This is a genomic window from Roseitalea sp. (assembly GCF_984466335.1).
On sequence record NZ_CFIFWG010000063.1, the window covers coordinates 1 to 15,612 of the forward strand.

General features: G+C 66.7%; 15 protein-coding genes, 1 other RNA gene and 1 pseudogene. 7 read left to right on the forward strand and 10 right to left on the reverse strand.

Features of this window, described 5'->3' with window-relative positions; all coding sequences use genetic code 11:
• A partial coding sequence (locus AC5E6L_RS07640; protein WP_491772381.1) for an ATP-binding protein occupies window positions 1-1,644 on the forward strand: 1,644 nt, incomplete at its 5' end.
• Here the strand turns inward: AC5E6L_RS07640 and AC5E6L_RS07645 are convergent.
• Window positions 1,622-2,425 (reverse strand): GGDEF domain-containing protein, encoded by an 804-nt coding sequence (locus AC5E6L_RS07645; RefSeq protein ID WP_491772383.1) that lies wholly within the window; start codon window positions 2,423-2,425, stop codon window positions 1,622-1,624. The two genes, AC5E6L_RS07640 and AC5E6L_RS07645, sit on opposite strands and share 23 nt — an antisense overlap.
• Before the next feature lie 92 nt (window positions 2,426-2,517).
• The gene (miaA, locus tag AC5E6L_RS07650) at window positions 2,518-3,417 is read right to left on the reverse strand and encodes a tRNA (adenosine(37)-N6)-dimethylallyltransferase MiaA (protein ID WP_491772386.1); all 900 of its coding nucleotides are present in this window, start codon (window positions 3,415-3,417) and stop codon (window positions 2,518-2,520) included.
• Window positions 3,418-3,446: 29 nt separating this feature from the next.
• Here miaA and serB point away from each other — a divergent pair, with 29 nt between their 5' ends.
• Entirely contained in the window at window positions 3,447-4,334 is an 888-nt protein-coding gene (serB, locus tag AC5E6L_RS07655; RefSeq protein WP_491772388.1) for a phosphoserine phosphatase SerB, read from the forward strand.
• 52 nt (window positions 4,335-4,386) lie between these two features.
• Here the strand turns inward: serB and AC5E6L_RS07660 are convergent, their stop codons facing one another.
• The 4 genes from AC5E6L_RS07660 to hflK form a co-directional block, all read right to left on the reverse strand.
• Window positions 4,387-5,856 carry a Do family serine endopeptidase gene (locus AC5E6L_RS07660; RefSeq protein WP_491229404.1) on the reverse strand — a complete coding sequence of 490 codons (1,470 nt, stop codon included), beginning with the start codon at window positions 5,854-5,856 and terminating at the stop codon, window positions 4,387-4,389.
• A 159-nt stretch (window positions 5,857-6,015) separates the two neighbouring features.
• On the reverse strand, window positions 6,016-6,207 hold the full coding sequence (locus AC5E6L_RS07665; protein WP_491229403.1) for a DUF2065 domain-containing protein: 192 nt from the start codon (window positions 6,205-6,207) through the stop codon (window positions 6,016-6,018).
• Between the two features lie 12 nt (window positions 6,208-6,219).
• On the reverse strand, window positions 6,220-7,137 hold the full coding sequence (hflC, locus tag AC5E6L_RS07670) for a protease modulator HflC (RefSeq protein ID WP_491229402.1): 918 nt from the start codon (window positions 7,135-7,137) through the stop codon (window positions 6,220-6,222).
• A gap of 2 nt (window positions 7,138-7,139) precedes the next feature.
• Window positions 7,140-8,258: an FtsH protease activity modulator HflK gene (gene hflK / locus AC5E6L_RS07675; RefSeq protein ID WP_491229401.1), complete on the reverse strand. Its 1,119-nt coding sequence runs from the start codon at window positions 8,256-8,258 to the stop codon at window positions 7,140-7,142.
• Between the two features lie 278 nt (window positions 8,259-8,536).
• On the opposite strand from hflK, the gene AC5E6L_RS07680 reads away from it, so the two are divergent.
• Complete coding sequence (locus tag AC5E6L_RS07680; RefSeq protein WP_491772391.1) at window positions 8,537-9,562, forward strand: TAXI family TRAP transporter solute-binding subunit; 1,026 nt, start codon at window positions 8,537-8,539, stop codon at window positions 9,560-9,562.
• Between the two features lie 72 nt (window positions 9,563-9,634).
• Window positions 9,635-11,740, forward strand: a complete 2,106-nt coding sequence (locus AC5E6L_RS07685) for a TRAP transporter permease (protein ID WP_491772393.1) — start codon at window positions 9,635-9,637, stop codon at window positions 11,738-11,740.
• Between the two features lie 26 nt (window positions 11,741-11,766).
• Here AC5E6L_RS07685 and AC5E6L_RS07690 read toward each other — a convergent pair whose 3' ends face one another.
• The 3 genes from AC5E6L_RS07690 to AC5E6L_RS07700 form a co-directional block, all read right to left on the reverse strand.
• Window positions 11,767-12,249, reverse strand: a complete 483-nt coding sequence (locus tag AC5E6L_RS07690) for a dihydrofolate reductase (RefSeq protein WP_491772401.1) — start codon at window positions 12,247-12,249, stop codon at window positions 11,767-11,769.
• 65 nt (window positions 12,250-12,314) lie between these two features.
• Window positions 12,315-13,109, reverse strand: coding sequence for a thymidylate synthase (locus AC5E6L_RS07695; protein ID WP_491772395.1), 795 nt, complete (start codon window positions 13,107-13,109; stop codon window positions 12,315-12,317).
• Between the two features lie 326 nt (window positions 13,110-13,435).
• The gene (locus AC5E6L_RS07700; protein ID WP_491231016.1) at window positions 13,436-13,747 is read right to left on the reverse strand and encodes a DUF2853 family protein; all 312 of its coding nucleotides are present in this window, start codon (window positions 13,745-13,747) and stop codon (window positions 13,436-13,438) included.
• A 115-nt stretch (window positions 13,748-13,862) separates the two neighbouring features.
• On the opposite strand from AC5E6L_RS07700, the gene ssrA reads away from it, so the two are divergent.
• From ssrA to AC5E6L_RS07715, 3 genes are all read left to right on the forward strand, one after another.
• Window positions 13,863-14,228, forward strand: a transfer-messenger RNA (tmRNA) gene (gene ssrA / locus AC5E6L_RS07705).
• 147 nt (window positions 14,229-14,375) lie between these two features.
• Complete coding sequence (locus AC5E6L_RS07710) at window positions 14,376-14,900, forward strand: SspB family protein (RefSeq protein ID WP_491772397.1); 525 nt, start codon at window positions 14,376-14,378, stop codon at window positions 14,898-14,900.
• A gap of 18 nt (window positions 14,901-14,918) precedes the next feature.
• Window positions 14,919-15,200 carry a ribbon-helix-helix domain-containing protein gene (locus AC5E6L_RS07715; RefSeq protein WP_491772399.1) on the forward strand — a complete coding sequence of 94 codons (282 nt, stop codon included), beginning with the start codon at window positions 14,919-14,921 and terminating at the stop codon, window positions 15,198-15,200.
• Here the strand turns inward: AC5E6L_RS07715 and AC5E6L_RS07720 are convergent.
• Window positions 15,154-15,612, reverse strand: a pseudogene (locus tag AC5E6L_RS07720) (hypothetical protein); the annotation flags it as partial. The gene AC5E6L_RS07715 and the pseudogene AC5E6L_RS07720 overlap by 47 nt on opposite strands.

Consider the following 15,612-nt stretch of genomic DNA (forward strand, 5'->3'; position numbering starts at 1 on the left):
GGCGAGATCCGCGACGATATGGAAGGCGGACCCTGCTTCACCGGGGGGCTGTCGGTCTACCCCCATCTGGGCGCGGTCGCCCACCGCATCCGCAACGAAGACCTCAGGTCGATCTTCGCCAACGCCGATCGCAGCGCGGTCCATATCGGTCACCTGTCGCAGAACCAGGAGATCGACGCGGTCGTCTCGGTGGACGCGATGATTTCGCGGCATTTCGCGGTGCTCGGCACCACCGGCGTCGGCAAGTCGACGACGGTGTCCCTGCTGGTGCGCAAGATCGTCGCCGCCCGCCCGGACATCGGCATCGTCATCCTCGATCCGCACAATGAGTTCGCGAGCGCCTTTGCGGACATATCCGTCATCATCGACGACACATGCCTCGACCTGCCCTTCTGGCTGTTCCGGCTTGAGGAGTTCGCCGAGGTGCTGTTCCGGGGCCGGCCGGCCGACCCCGAGGAGGTCGACATTCTGCGCGATCTCATTCCCCAAGCGCGGCAGCGTTTCCGGGGCGACGGGCCAAGCCCGATGCGCAAGCAGAACCGCGGCGGCCGGCTGACGGCGGACACGCCGGTGCCCTACCGCATCGCCGACCTGCTGGCGCTGATCGACGAGCGCATCGGCAAGCTCGATGCGCGCGAGCACCGTTCCAGGCTCAGGTCGCTGGCCAGCCGCATCGATGCCGCGGTGCACGATCCGCGCTACCGCTTCATGTTCGCCCACAAGACGATCGCCGACAATATGGCCGAAGTTCTCTCGCGCATCTACCGCGTGCCGACGAACGGCAAGCCGGTGACGATCTTCCAGCTCAACGGCATCCCCTCCGAGGTCGTCAACGCGGTGGTCAGCGTGCTCTGCCGGGTGGCGTTCGAATTGTCCGTGTGGAGCCAGTCGAAGGTCAAGACGCTGGTGCTGTGCGAGGAGGCGCACCGCTATATCCCCGCCGACCCGGAGGCCGGCTTCGGACCGACGCGCGCGGCGATCGCGCGCATCGCCAAGGAGGGTCGCAAGTACGGTGTCAGCCTGGGCATCGTAACGCAGCGGCCAAGCGAACTGGACGCGACGATCCTGTCCCAGTGCAGCACGATGTTCGCCATGCGCCTGGGCAATGAATCCGACCAGGACATCATGCGCCGCGCCATCACCGGCGCATCGCGCTCCTACATCAACTTCCTGCCCTCGCTCGCCAACCGCGAGGCGATCGCCTTCGGGCAGGGCGTTTCAACGCCGATGCGCATGACGTTCGAGCCGGTCGAACGCCGGAGGCTGCCTGGCCACGATCTGCGCGAGCCGGCGCGACACTCGGAAGAGGCGGGCGCGGTCGACATGGTCGGGCTGCTGCGCGCGGTGCGCGAGCCGGGCCTGGCACCGGACGCCGAAGGGACGGCGCCCGATGGTCATTCCGGGCGGTCCCCCATCATCGAGCAGCGCCCCTCGCTGCCGGCGCCGGCCTTGCCCCGAAGCCGCGATGCCGCCGCGGATCCCGCGGACGAGGGGCACCGGGCGAACGACGGCCAGGATGGTCTGTTTCGCTATGACGGGCCGTTGCGCCGCCGGCCGGAGCGCGCCCACCCGGCCGGGTCGGCCAATGGCGCGGCCGGCACGCGCGATCTGATCGGCCGCTTCAGGCGACCCGAGCAAGATTGACCCCGAGCGCGGACGCGTCTCCAACCACGCCGGTCACCCGATTTCGACCGTTCGCCTTGGCCCGGTAGAGGTGCATGTCGGCACGCTTGAGCAAGGCGCGGGCGTTTTCGCGCCCGTCCCAGGTCGCAATGCCGATGCTCGCCGTAATCGTGACCGGCACCGTGTCGAGGGTGACGGGCGCCGCCTCGATCGCCTGGCGAATACGCTCGGCAAGCTGTTCCAGGCCGTGTTCGTCCGTGTTGGGGAACAGGACGCCGAACTCCTCGCCGCCGATCCGCGCCAGAACGTCATGATAGCGCGTGTGCTGCAAAAGCGTCAGCGAGACCTGCCGCAGAACCAGATCGCCGCTGTCATGGCCGTAGGTGTCGTTGACCGACTTGAAATGGTCCAGATCGAGGATCATCACACCCAGCGGGCGGTCGATCAGGCCGAATTCCTTCATATATTCGTCCAGCGCATCGTCGAAATAGCGCCGATTCCGAAGCCCGGTCAGCACATCGGTGAGCGCGGCCTGCATGAAGGATTTTGACTGCGTCGCAAGGCGGCCGCATTCATGGGTGTTGCGCCGCGCGGTCGGATAGAGCCAGAACAGGCCGACAAGCACGGCCAAGACGAGGATCGCCGAGACCGAGCGCGACAAGGCGATGATCCAGGCGACCCGGTCGCCGAGCGCGCCACCCGCCTCGGCGAGCAGCGTCGCGCTCACCCAGGAGGCGGCACCGGCGCAAACGAGCACGCCGATATAGCCCAGAACCAAGATTTCCGCCTTGCTGATCCGCATCCCACCTGCCTTTGTCGTGACAGGGAGTGGTAGGATCGGGCCCGTTAACGATTGCTGTGGCAAGCCGCTAAAACTGTGCGCACCGCACAATTTCAAGGCGCGGGCGCGGCGGGAACACCCCTATCGTTAACGATCCGCCAAGCGGCGTCGAACTGGTTGCGGAACCAGGTCATCTGTCGCTTGGCATATCGGCGCGTGGCCGTCTTGGCGCGCGCGATCGCCTCGACCCGCGTCATCGCGCCGTCGAGCACCGCGCCCAGTTCGCGCACGCCGATCGCCTTCATGGCCGGCAGGCGCGGATCGAGGTCGAGGAGCGCGCGCACCTCATCGAACGCGCCGCCCTCGATCATCGCCTCGAACCGGGCGTCGATGCGCGCGTTCAGCGCCGCCCGGTCGGGCAGGACAAGCAAGCGTTCGGCAACCGCATCGGGCGCAAGAACGGGCGCGGAACGCCGCGCCTGCCAATGGCGCAGCGGCGTGCCGGACGCTTCGAGCACTTCGAGCGCCCGCACGATGCGCTGGCCGTCGCCGGGTTCGAGCGCGGCGGCACCCTTGGGATCGCCCCTTGCCAGTTCGGCGTGCAGGGCCGGCGCGCCCTCGTCGGCCAGCCTTTGCCGGAACCGGGCACGCACCGCGTCGGGCACGTCGGGCATCGGCGAAAGCCCCTCGGTCAGCGCCCGCAAGTAAAGGCCCGTGCCGCCGACGAAGATGAGCGGCACATCGGCCGGCAGCCGATCGAGCAGCGCCCGCGCATCACGCACCCACCGGCCGGCCGAATGGGCGCGCGCGGGCGGCACATAGCCGTAAAGATGGTGCGGCGCGCGGGCAAGGTCGGTCGCATCGGGTCGGGCGGTCAGCACGCGCAGCACGCCATAGACCTGCATGGAGTCGGCGTTGACGATATGGGCGCCACGCCGTTCGGCCAGATCGAGCGCCAGCGCCGACTTGCCGCTCGCCGTCGGCCCCGCTATCAGGCTGATTGTCCGTGCCATCGTACGCCCAGGCTGCATCGGTCGAGCCCATGTCCCACATCCTCACCCTGATTTCCAATCCCGCAACGCGCGCGCTCGGAGACGAGCTTGCCGGCCGGGTGGCCGAAGCGACGGGCGCGAGGCGGATCGACTGGCTCGCCAGGGACGTGGCGGCGGATCTCCATCTCGCCGCGCCGGCGTCGCTTGACGGCGCAATCGCGGATGCGCTCGGCGGCGCGCCCGTCGACGCGGTGGTCCAGCCGGACAATGGTCGCAAAGCACGCCGCAGAAAGCTGCTGCTCGCCGACATGGATTCGACCATGATCGGCCAGGAATGCATCGACGAACTGGCCGCCGAGGTGGACCTCAAGGACCGGATCGCCGCCATAACCGCGCGCGCCATGGCGGGCGAAATCGCCTTCGAGAGCGCGCTGCGCGCGCGCGTCGCCCTGCTCGAAGGCCTGCCCGTCGCGGCGATCGACCGGGTCATCGCGACGCGTATTCACCTGACGCCGGGCGGGCCGGAGCTGGTGCGCACCATGCGCGCGCACGGCGCCTTCTGCGTGCTCGTCTCGGGCGGGTTCACCGACTTCACCGCCAGGATCGCCGCGCAAATCGGCTTTGACGAGCACCGAGCCAACCGTCTGATCCACGCGGACGGCCGGCTGACCGGCAAGGTGGCAGAGCCGATCCTGGGGCGGGCGGCGAAGGCCGAGGCGCTCGATGCGATCGCCGCGCGATGCGGCCTGACACCGCAGGACGCGATCGCGGTCGGCGACGGCGCCAACGATCTGGCGATGCTGGAAAAAGCCGGCGCGGGCGTTGCGCTGCACGCCAAGCCCGCCGTGGCCGCACGGGCGGACATGCGTATCGATCATGGCGACCTGACCGCGCTTTTGTACATTCAGGGCTATCGCGAGGACGAGATCGCGCGGTGATTTGGGCGGTGGCCGGTCTCTCCCCCGCCCTTCACCGGGCCGGCTCCACCGGTCAGTCGATCCTTATGGTCACGAAGCGCAGCGCGCCGTCCGCCCCGGCGAGCATCAACAGCGCGTTGCGCCGGTCGCTCTCCCGCAGCGCTTCGATCGCCAGTTGAACGTCCTGGGGCGTGGAGACCTGCTCCTGGGCGATCTCGACGATTACGTCGCCCGCCGTCACGCCCCTGCCGTCGGCGGCCGAATCCGGCTCCACGGCCGTCACGATCACGCCGCCGGACACATCCGCGCCGATCGAGAAGGTCTCGCGCCGGTCCTCGTCCAGTTCGGCCAGCGTCATGCCGAACAGCTCTATGCTCTCGCCCGGTTCGGTCTCGGCCGCCAGCGCCAACTGTTCGCCGTCCTCCAGCCGCTTGAGCCTGACCTGAACGGTCCGCTCCTCGCCATCGCGCAGGATCACCACGTCGACTTCCGTTTCGGGCGGGGTATCGGCGACGATCCTGGGCAGTTCGCGCACCGTCTCCACCGGCTTGCCGTCGAAGGCGATGATCACGTCGCCCGGCTCGATCGAACCGTCATCGACCGGTCCGCCCTCGATGATGCCGGCGACCAGCGCGCCGGTCGCCTCGTCCATGTCCAGGCTCTCGGCGATGTCGTCGGTCACCTCCTGGATGCGCACGCCCAGCCAGCCGCGCCGCGTCTCGCCGAACTGGCGCAACTGGTCGATCACGCCGGTCGCAAGCTCGGCCGGAATGGCGAAACCGATGCCGATCGAGCCGCCAGATGGCGAGATGATCGCCGTGTTGATGCCGATCACCTCGCCATCCATGTTGAACAGCGGACCGCCCGAATTGCCGCGGTTGATGGCCGCATCGGTCTGGATGAAATTGTCGTAGGGACCCGAATTGATGTCGCGGCCGAAGGCCGACACGATGCCCACGGACACCGACCCGCCAAGGCCGAACGGATTGCCGATCGCCAGCACCCAGTCGCCGACGCGCATCGCGTCCGAATCGCCGAACGGCACGGCCTTCATGTCCTGCTTGTCGGCGGGGTCGATCTTGAGCACCGCCAGGTCCGTCTTCGGATCGGTGCCGATGATCTCCGCGTCGATCGAACTGCCGTCGTTGAAGTTGACGACGACCGCATCGGCATCGGCGATCACATGATTGTTGGTGACGATGATGCCCCGGTCGGCGTCGATCACGAAGCCCGAGCCGAGCGACTGGACCCGGCGGCCGCCCGGTCCGCGCGGTTCTCCGCCCGGCAGGCTGTCGAAGAATTCATCGAAGAACTCTTGAAAGGGCGACCCTTCGGGCAGGCGCGGGCGCGGAACATTGCGCTCTCCGCCGCTCACATTCTGCGAGGTGGAGATATTGACGACCGAATCGAGCAGCCGTTCGGAAAGATCGGCCAGGGACTGCGGCCCCGCCTGGGCGGCCGCCGGCGGCGCGCCAAGGCCCGGAACGGAGCCCGGCTGGACCGCCAGGGCGGCGGCAAGGCTCAAAACGGCCAGTGCGGTCATCTTGCGCGATGTCAACAAGCCCCAAGCCATCGGAACCAAACCTCCTGGATGTCTTCACCGGCGGTTTCCGCCCCGCCCCCGCCGCAGCGGCATCGCCGTCTCGTGCGGGCAAGATAAGGCCCCGCCGGGCCTTTGCAAGCCAAGCCGCGCCGACCGGGATCACAACACCGAACGGGAGAACCAGACGATGGCCAGCCCGACCGCCGCCGAGGCCAGCCCAGCCATGCGCAGAAGATCGTCGGGCGCGGTGCGCAGGAACTCCCCGATCCTGCGCCCCATATGCGGGAACGCGCCATAGAGAACCCCCTCGATCACAAAAACCAGGCCGAGGGCCGTGACAAGGTCCGTCATGGCGCGTCCGGGCTAGCGGGCCGCGGTCACGGGCGTCGTGCCCTGCGCGTTCTGGAAGAATTCGAAGAACTCCGAATTCGGCGACAGCACCATGGTCGTGCCGCCCTCGTCCTCGGCGAGCGCGCGCTGATAGGCGATCATCGAGCGATAGAACTCGAAAAAGTCCGGATCGCGGCTGAACGCATCGGCGAAGATGCTGTTGCGCTCGGCATCGCCCTCACCGCGCAAGATCTCCGATTCGCGCCGCGCCTCGGACAGGATCTCGACGACCTGACGGTCGGCGACGGCACGGATGCGCTGGGCGTTCTCGCGACCGCGCGCGCGGATGCGCTCGGCCTCGGCCAGACGTTCGGCGGTCATGCGGTCGAAGGTCTGCTGGGAGACCTGCGCGGTCAGATCGGTACGCACGATGCGAACGTCTTCGATCGAAAGGCCAAGCTGGCTGGCGTCCGGCCGAAGCAGGTCGCGCACCTCCGACATCATCTCGGCCCGCTCCTCGGACAGGGCGGCCTCAAAGCCGCGCAGACCGTAGACACGACGCAAAGCGGCGTCGAAACGGGTGCGCAGGCGCTGGGCCGCAGAGTTGAGATCACCGGAAACTTGCTCGCGGAAGCGCCGCGCATCGGTGATCTTGAAGGCCAGGAACGCATCCACCTCGTAGAAGCGTCCGCCCGAGACCTGCACCGGGGGCTGGTCGACGAGATCGAGCCGCAGCAGCCGGTCCTCGATGATCTGCACCGTGTCGAAGCCGACAAATGCAAGCGGCGCCTTGAAGTAGAGGCCCGGCTCGGTTCTGACGTCCTGGATCTCTCCGAACCGCAGGACGATGGCCTGCTCGCGCTCGTTGACCACGAAGACCGAGGAATAGGCGAGCAGCAGCACGAGGCCGAGCAGGAACGCGATGGCGGGAATGCGGTTGCCTTTCAACATTACTACGAACCTCCGTTCTGGGCGGCCGCCGCCTGACGGCGGTTCTGCAACTCGGGCAGCGGCAGATAGGGCACGACACCGGCGCCGGCGCTGTCCTCGTCGAGGATCACCTTGTTGGAATTGCCCAGAACGCCTTCCATCGTCTCAAGGAACAGGCGCTTGCGCGTGACGTCGGGCGCCAGGCGATACTGGTCGTAGATCGAGATGAAGCGCTGCGCTTCACCCTCGGCTTCCTGAACGACCTGCGTGGCATAGGCGGCCGCGTCCTCGCGGATCTGGGCGGCCTCACCGCGCGCCTGGCCGAGTTGCTGATTGGCGTACTGGTTGGCTTCCTCGCGGAAACGGTCCTCGTCCTGCTCGGCACGCTGGACTTCCTCGAACGCATCGGCCACCTCGCGCGGCGGCGCCGCATCCTCGATCGACACGCGGTTGATCTGAATGCCCACGCCATAGGCGTCGAGCGTGGCCTGCATGGAGGCGCGCACCTCGTTGGCGATCGCCTCGCGATTGTCGCGGAAGACGTCCTGCGCCGGCCGGCGGCCGACGATCTCGCGCATCGCGCTCTCCGAGACCTGGCGGACGGCATCGTCGGGCCCGGCCACGTTGAACAGATAGTCCTGCGGACCGACCACCGAGTAGAGCACGGAAAACTGAACATCGACGATGTTCTGATCGCCCGAAAGCATCAGGCCGGTGGAGCCGTTGCGATCGGTACCGGCGCCGATCTGAACCTGCTTTTCGGCGATGTTGACCTTCTCGACGGTCTCGACGGGCCAGAAGTGGAAATGCAGGCCCGGTTCCGAAAGCTGCTGCTTGGGCTGTCCGAACAAAAGCTCGACGGCGCGCTCGTCCGTTTCGACCTGATAGAAGGCTTGCACGAGATAAAGGAGCAGGGCACCACCGACCACAAGGCCGACAATGATCCGGCCGCCGCCTCCGCCGCCGCCCGGCAGCGCGCGCTTGAGCCGATCCTGACCCTGGCGGATCAGGTCTTCAAGATCCGGCGGCTGGCCACCGCTGCCGGGCCGGTTCGGCCCGCGCGGTCCCTGCCCCCAGGGGCCGCCGCTGTTGTTGCCGCCGCCCCAAGGGCCGCCGCCGCCATTTTGATTGCTCCAGGGCATCCAAACCTCACGATGGGTAAAATGAAGCGCCGGACGCCGAAGCACCCCGAACGCCGCCACTGTGATGGTTATAGGAACGCGCCGCTGGCCTTTCAACGAAAACCGGTCCGAATTCGCGCCGGACGCGCATGGCCAAGACGCCGCAATCAGGTGCCGCGCAGCCTCGCGGAGCCGCGGGGCGCATTCGGCGCCCGCCGAAATCCCGTGACTTGGATGTTCGCCCAATCGTATAAGCTGAAATGCGCCGCGCGCACGCAATGTCGTTTGGGAGGCTAAGCATGACATTCATCACACGAAGAAAATTCGCATCCGTCGCGCTTGCGGCCGGTCTTGTCCTGAGCGCCATGACGGGAGCTGCGGCGCAGGAGGCGCGCAACTACATCCTGTCGACGGCATCGACGGGTGGAACATATTATCCGGTCGGGGTTGCCATCTCGACGCTGACCAAGGTCAAGCTGGAACCGCGCGAAAAGATCGGCATGAGCGCGATCTCGTCGGCCGGCTCGGGCGAGAATGTGCGCCTTTTGCGCGAGGGCGAGGCCCAGTTCGCGATCCTTCAGGGCCTGTTCGGCTATTACGCGGCGACGGGCACCGGACCGGTGCAAGCGGACGGACCGCAGGAGCACCTGCGCTCGGTGACCATGTTGTGGCCCAATGTCGAGCACTTCGTCATCGCCTCCGACAAGGTCGAGAACGGCACCGTCTCCGACATCGTCAACCTCAAGGGCGAGGCCATGGCGATGGGCCGGCAGAATTCCGGCACGATCGGCTCGAACCGGACCATCCTGTCGGGCTTCGGCATCGATCTCGACAATGATTTCGAACTGGTGTTCGGCGGCTACGGCCCCAGCGCCGAGGCGGTCCGGAACGGCCAGGCGGCCGGCATGTCCACGCCCGCCGGCGCGCCGGTCGGCGCCGTCACCCAGCTTTTCTCGGCCGTCGGCGACCGGGCGACGCTCTTGTCCTTCACGCCCGAGGAGATCGAAACGGCCGATGGCGGCCGCGGCCTGTGGACCGAATATGTCATCCCCGCCGGCACCTATCCGGGCATCGACCAGGACGTCACCACCATCGCCCAGCCCAACTTCCTGGCGACCCATGCCGACATTGCCGAGGAGGATGTCTACCTGATCGTCAAGACCATGTACGAGAACCTGCCCTTCCTGCGGGCGATCCATCCAGCGACCGGGAACATGTCGCTGGACGCGGCCATCGCCGGCCTGCCGGTGCCGCTGCATCCGGGCGCTGCGCGCTTCTTCGCCGAGCAGGGGATCGACATTCCCGACAGCCTGACGGCGCAGTAGAGCCTTCGGCGAGCGCTTGGGGCGCCCGCCCCCTCTTGCGCCGACCCGCCCAATCGGGAAACTGGTAAGCCGATGCGCGCCGACACCACCCAACAGACGCGCAGCCCTTCGCTGTTCGAAAGGCGCGGCCTGTCGCTGGTCGCGCTGATCGTCGGCCTTGTCATCTCCGCCGCCCATGTCTGGATGAATTCGATCGGCAATGTGTCGACGATCCACCAGAACGGGTTCCATTTCGCCGGCTTTGCGCTGCTGTGCGTTCTGGTCACCCCGGTCGTGCGGAAAGGCTGGGCCGCGCGGCCCCTGCTGCGGACCTTCGACATCGCCTTCGGCATGGCCGTGGCCGCCGCCGCGCTCTATGTCGTCAACGCCGAAAGCGCCGTCTACGACCGGGGCGTGCGGCTGATCTGGGCCGACTGGCTCGCCGGGAGCCTGTGCATCATCGGCGCGCTCGAATTCACCCGACGCACCACCGGCTGGATCATCCCGATCCTGATCGTCGCCTCGCTCACCTATATCGTCTGGTGGGGCCAATATGTGCCCGGCGTGTTCCGCTTCGGCGGGCTTTCGGCCGAAACGATCATGTTCCGCGCCATGTATGGCGACGACGCCATGTTCGGCACCATCGCCCGCATCTCGTCGACCTTCGTGTTCATGTTCATCCTGTTCGGCGCGTTTCTTCTCAAGTCCGGCGCCGGCGACTTCATCGTCGACGTCTCCCGCGTGGTCGCCGGCCGCTTCGTCGGCGGGCCGGGCTTCGTTGCGGTCATGGCCTCGGGGCTGACCGGCACGATCAACGGTTCGGCCGTCGCCAACACCGCCTCCACCGGCGTGATCACGATCCCCTTGATGAAGCGCGCGGGCTTTCCAAGGCATTTTGCCGGCGGCGTCGAGGCGGCCTCCTCCACCGGCGGCCAGCTCATGCCGCCGATCATGGGCGCGGGCGCCTTCGTGATGGCCTCCTTCACCCAGATCCCCTACACAACCATCGTCACCGTCTCGATCCTGCCGGCGATCCTCTATTTCGCCACGGTCGGCTTCTTCGTGCGCATCGAGGCCAAGCGCTCCAACGCCACCGCGCTCGCCGAAGAGGACGGGCCGGGCTTCTGGACGGTCTTCCGCCGCGGCGGGCCGCCCTTCGTCATCCCGGTCGCGCTGCTGATCGGCCTTCTGGTCTACGGCTATACACCCACCTATGCGGCCGGCTTTGCGATCCTGACCTGCATGGCCGCCTCATGGCTGACCCCCAGCCGCATGGGCCCGGCGAAGATCATCGAGGCGCTGGAACTGGGCGCGCGCAACATGATCATGACCGGCATCCTGCTCTGCGCCGTCGGGCTGATCGTCAACGTCATCACCACCGCCGGCATCGGCAACACGTTCTCCCTGATGATCGCGCAATGGTCCGACGGCAACCTTCTCATCGCGCTGGTGCTGGTGGCGCTCGCCTCGCTCGTGCTGGGCATGGGGCTGCCCGTCACCGCCGCCTATATCGTCCTTGGAACCCTGTCCGCGCCGGCGCTGAACCAGCTCATTCTCGAAGGCCGGATGGCAGACCTGATCGCCGCCGGCCAATTGCCAGAGACGGCAAAGGCGGTGTTCATGCTCGCCGTGCCAGACCGGATCGCCGCCCTCTCCGCGCCGATGCCGCTCGCCGACGCCCGCGCCATCATCGATGCGGTGCCGCCCGAATCGCTGCTGCTGGTCTACGATCAGGCGTTCGATCCGGCGACGCTCACGCTCGCCTTGTTGTCGGCGCACATGATCATCTTCTGGCTCAGCCAGGATTCCAACGTCACCCCGCCCGTGTGCCTGGCCGCCTTCACCGCCGCGGCGATCGCGCAATCGCCACCGATGAAGACCGGCATTTCGGCCTGGAAGGTGGCCAAGGGGCTCTATTTCGTGCCGCTGCTGTTCGCCTATACGCCGTTCCTTTCGGGCGACTGGCCGGAAATGCTGGAGATTTTCGCCTTTGCCCTGCCCGGCCTCTGGGCGGTGTCGGCGGCGATCCAGGGCCATTGGGAGAACCGGCTCAACCTTATCGAACGGATCGCCGTCCTGACCGTCGGCGCGACGCTGATGTGGCCCATCGGCGGCCTGGTGCATCTTGTGGCGTTGGGGGCGTTTGTCGGGCTGTTCTGGTGGAATGTGAGGAAGGCGCGCGGAGCGGGAGAAGGCTGACGCGCTGACCGGGGACCCAACCGCCCTCACCCGCGCTCCCACACCATATAGCGCGTGGCGTGGCTGTCCCTTGTCCCCGCCGGCACGGGCTCCTCGTGCGCCACCGTCCACACGGCCTCATCGATCTCCGGAAACACGGTATCCCCCTCGATCTCGGCCTCGACGCGGGTGACATGGAGCACATCGGCGAGGCCCATCGCCTGGGCGTAGATTTCCCCGCCGCCGGCCACGAAGATCATGTTCGGCGCATCGACATCCGGGGCATCCGGGGCATCCGGGTCCGGTTCGAAGCTTTCCAGATGTGCCGTCGCCAGATCCAGCGCCGCGCCGAGCGAACCCACCGCCAGCGCCCCGTCCGCCTGCCAGTCGCGATCGCGCGTGACGACGATGTTCAGCCGCCCCGGCAGCGGCTTGCCGACGCTCTGAAACGTCTTGCGCCCCATGATGACGGGATGGCCCAGCGTCAGTGCCTTGAAGCGCTTGAGGTCGGTCGACAGATGCCATGGCATGGCACCATCACGGCCGATCACGCCGTTCTGCGACACCGCGACGATGAGCGCGACGACCGGCGTCACTAGACCGCCACCGGCGCCTTGATGTGCGGGTCGGGATCATAGCCGCTGATTTCGAAATCCTCGAAGCGAAAATCGAAGATCGACGGCACGTTGCGCGTGATGGTGAGCGTCGGCGACGGCTTGGGCGTGCGCGCAAGCTGCGTTTCCACCTGCTTGAAATGGTTGTGATAGATGTGCGCGTCGCCGAACGTGTGCACGAACTCGCCCACCTTCAGGCCGCACACATGGGCGATCATGTGCGTCAAAAGCGCGTAGGAGGCGATGTTGAACGGCACGCCGAGGAAGATGTCCGCCGAGCGCTGGTAGAGCTGGCAGGAAAGCTTGCCGTCCGCGACATGGAACTGGAACAGGCAGTGGCATGGGGGCAGCGCCATATCGTCCACCTGCGCGGGGTTCCAGGCGGTGACGATGTGGCGCCGCGAGGCGGGGCTGGCCTTGATGCCCGCAACCAGTTTCTCGATCTGGTCGATCGTGCCGCCGTCCGGCGCCGGCCAGGAGCGCCACTGCGCGCCATAGACCGGGCCCAGATCGCCGTTTTCGTCGGCCCATTCGTCCCAGATCGAAACGCCGTTCCCCTTGAGCCAGGCGATGTTGGTGTCGCCGCGCAGGAACCACAAAAGCTCGACGACGATCGAGCGGACATGCAGCTTCTTGGTCGTCACCAGCGGAAAGCCGTCGGCGAGATCGAACCGCGTCTGGTGGCCGAAGATGGACCGCGTGCCCGTGCCGGTGCGGTCGTCCCGGTCCGTGCCCGTCTCCATCACAAGCCGCATCAGGTCGTGATAGTGTCGCATCGGGTCTCCATGGGCGATTCCGCCGCCCGCGTCCATCGCGCGCGGCCCGCCGCCCAAAGAAAACAAAGGGGCCTATTTTGACGCTTCCGTCATACTGGGACTTGCCTGCACGCGCACATGTTGCGGGCGATCCCGGTATCCATTACCGCCTCTCGTGTGGTGGATTTGAAGTTCGTTACAGTGTTCGCGGCACGCTCCTGAACGAACTTCAAATCCGTAAACCACACGAGAATCAAAGACCTGCTCGTGTCCTGATCGAATCTGAAGTGCGTACGGAGCATGCTGCGCAACGAAGCGAACTTCAGATCAGGGACACTAGGATGCGCTCACAGATCGCTGAGCTTGCCGAAATGCTTGGCGACCAGATAGTAGAAGGTCACGCGCGATTTCGCGTTGTCGCCGGCCATCTGCCGGCAAACCTTGGCGATCACCTCGTCGCCGGCCGCCTCGTCGGTGACGCCCAGCTTCTTTGCGCACCACTTCTCGCGCAAGCGCGCCAGTTCGGAGGGGTGCGAACAGGACACGAGCGAAGCATCGCGCGAACGCAGGGCGATGCCCAGATGCTTGACGATCCTGTTGACGACGGCTTCGTCGGCGCCCGGATCGTACCTCTTAACGTCAGCCAGATAGTCGGTCATGGGTGGGCGCCCTCCTCGCTTCATGAACGGCGGGGCAAATGGACCACAACCCCGTCCCGTCCGCCGCGCCGACTGTTCTGAACGGACATGCCAATGTCAACCGCCGGAAAGCTCGGCCTTTGAATCGCCGCGCGTTTCATCCTATAATGGGTGTGCCGGCTTGCCGGCTATGGCAATAAACGGGCGGTACAATAAGCCTATCGGACCCGGGGGCGGTACCCGGCGCCTCCACCAGGAACACCGAACCGCGGACGAGGCCGGTGCTGCTGATGGGGGCGAAACAGGATCGACGAGGGTGTAAAAACCGTACTTTTGCCCGGCATGATACCGCCGTTATCGGGTCACCATGTTAGTTGCAAACGACAACTACGCAGAGGCACGTCTCGCTGCCTGATGGCGGTGCGACAGCTTCACCGAAACTCCTGACCGGTATGCTCGGTTAGGCGGGGTCCGGAGGCACCTGGCAACAGAAGCCTCCACCTTCCCGCCGGTCGTTGCGCACCGCGCCATCATCGCCCCCCGACAAACCGCGCTGAAGTGGCTGCCGGCCGGCGCGAGCAGGCACTTGACCTTGGCGCGGCGACGACGCACATCTACGCCCGGCAACAAACCGACGGAAACTCCGGGGATGAGCGAAGATATCGTCCGTTACGACATCCTTGTGCAGAACGCGCTGCGCGGCGTGATTCGCAAGGTCCTGTCCGAGGTCGAGAAGACCGGCCTGCCGGGCAACCACCATTTCTTCATCACCTTCGTGACGACCGCGCCGGGCGTGCGCATCTCCAACCGCATCCGCGAGCAGTATCCCGAGCAGATGACGATCGTGCTCCAGCACCAGTTCTGGGACCTGGAGGTGGGAGAAACCGGCTTCGGCATCGGCCTTTCCTTCTCCGACGTGCCCGAAAAGCTGCACGTGCCCTATGCGGCGGTGCGCGGCTTCTACGATCCGTCGGTCAATTTCGAGCTGGAGTTCGACGTCGCCGACGCCGAGGCGGACGATGATTCCGATGAAGGCGCCGAAACGGCAAAGGCGGACGAAGCGGGGGCCGCCAAGCGCGCAGCGAGCGAGGAGGCGGACAAGGGAGCAGGCGAAGCGGCCGAGGACGGCACCGCCGACGTCGTCTCTCTGGATGCCTTCCGCAAGAAGAAATAACGGCGACGATCCGGCCCGATGACCGTCCGCAAGCGATCGGTGCGCATTGCCGGCCACCGCACCAGCTATTCGATCGAGGACGCCTTTCAGGACGGGCTGGCAGAACTTGCCCGCGCCGAGGGCATCTCGCTGGCGGCGCTGATCGCGCGCATCGACGCGCAAAAGCCGTTCGGCGCGAACCTGTCCTCGGCGCTGCGGCTGCATGCGTTCGAGGCGGCGCGCGAGGGCCGGCTCGCCACGCTCTCGCCCTGCCCTATCGGCCCGGACCCTCGATCAGGGAACGAACCGCCTCCTCGCTGAAATCAGCCCCCGGCGGCGGCAGGGGCGCGCGCAGCACCATCCCTTCGCCAAGACCGTCGAGGCCGTCGGCATGCGGCGCAAGACGCGAACCGAGCGCATCGGCCTGTGCGGCCCGCCGCTCCGCTGTCCGCAGCGCTTCGAGACGCTTGCGGCCGATCGCGCGCAAGCGCTCCTCGTTGCGACGGATGCTTTCCTGGGTCCGCATATAGCGCATATGGCGCAGTTCGCGGCGCAGACGCTGGCGTTCGAGCAGGCGTACCTGAAGCCGCTCGATCCGCGCCTGCTCGATCTCCAGCGCGCGCTGGGTGAGATAGGCGGTGATCGGCCGCATATCGGCGGCAAGGGACAGATCGCCGCCCGCTTCCATCTCCACGGCAAGGTCGAGCGCCGGCGCCATGCCGGCAATCGCCTC

Coding starts and splice junctions, on each gene's coding strand:
- AC5E6L_RS07685 (WP_491772393.1), top strand. CDS start 9,635: ATGCGCGCCGACACCACCCAACAGACGCGCAGCCCTTCGCTGTTCGAA.
- hflK (WP_491229401.1), bottom strand. CDS start 8,258: ATGCCCTGGAGCAATCAAAATGGCGGCGGCGGCCCTTGGGGCGGCGGC.
- miaA (WP_491772386.1), bottom strand. CDS start 3,417: ATGGCACGGACAATCAGCCTGATAGCGGGGCCGACGGCGAGCGGCAAG.
- AC5E6L_RS07660 (WP_491229404.1), bottom strand. CDS start 5,856: ATGACCGCACTGGCCGTTTTGAGCCTTGCCGCCGCCCTGGCGGTCCAG.
- AC5E6L_RS07645 (WP_491772383.1), bottom strand. CDS start 2,425: ATGCGGATCAGCAAGGCGGAAATCTTGGTTCTGGGCTATATCGGCGTG.
- serB (WP_491772388.1), top strand. CDS start 3,447: ATGTCCCACATCCTCACCCTGATTTCCAATCCCGCAACGCGCGCGCTC.
- hflC (WP_491229402.1), bottom strand. CDS start 7,137: ATGTTGAAAGGCAACCGCATTCCCGCCATCGCGTTCCTGCTCGGCCTC.
- AC5E6L_RS07700 (WP_491231016.1), bottom strand. CDS start 13,747: ATGACCGACTATCTGGCTGACGTTAAGAGGTACGATCCGGGCGCCGAC.
- AC5E6L_RS07690 (WP_491772401.1), bottom strand. CDS start 12,249: ATGCCATGGCATCTGTCGACCGACCTCAAGCGCTTCAAGGCACTGACG.
- AC5E6L_RS07680 (WP_491772391.1), top strand. CDS start 8,537: ATGACATTCATCACACGAAGAAAATTCGCATCCGTCGCGCTTGCGGCC.
- AC5E6L_RS07715 (WP_491772399.1), top strand. CDS start 14,919: ATGACCGTCCGCAAGCGATCGGTGCGCATTGCCGGCCACCGCACCAGC.
- AC5E6L_RS07665 (WP_491229403.1), bottom strand. CDS start 6,207: ATGACGGACCTTGTCACGGCCCTCGGCCTGGTTTTTGTGATCGAGGGG.
- AC5E6L_RS07710 (WP_491772397.1), top strand. CDS start 14,376: ATGAGCGAAGATATCGTCCGTTACGACATCCTTGTGCAGAACGCGCTG.
- AC5E6L_RS07695 (WP_491772395.1), bottom strand. CDS start 13,109: ATGCGACACTATCACGACCTGATGCGGCTTGTGATGGAGACGGGCACG.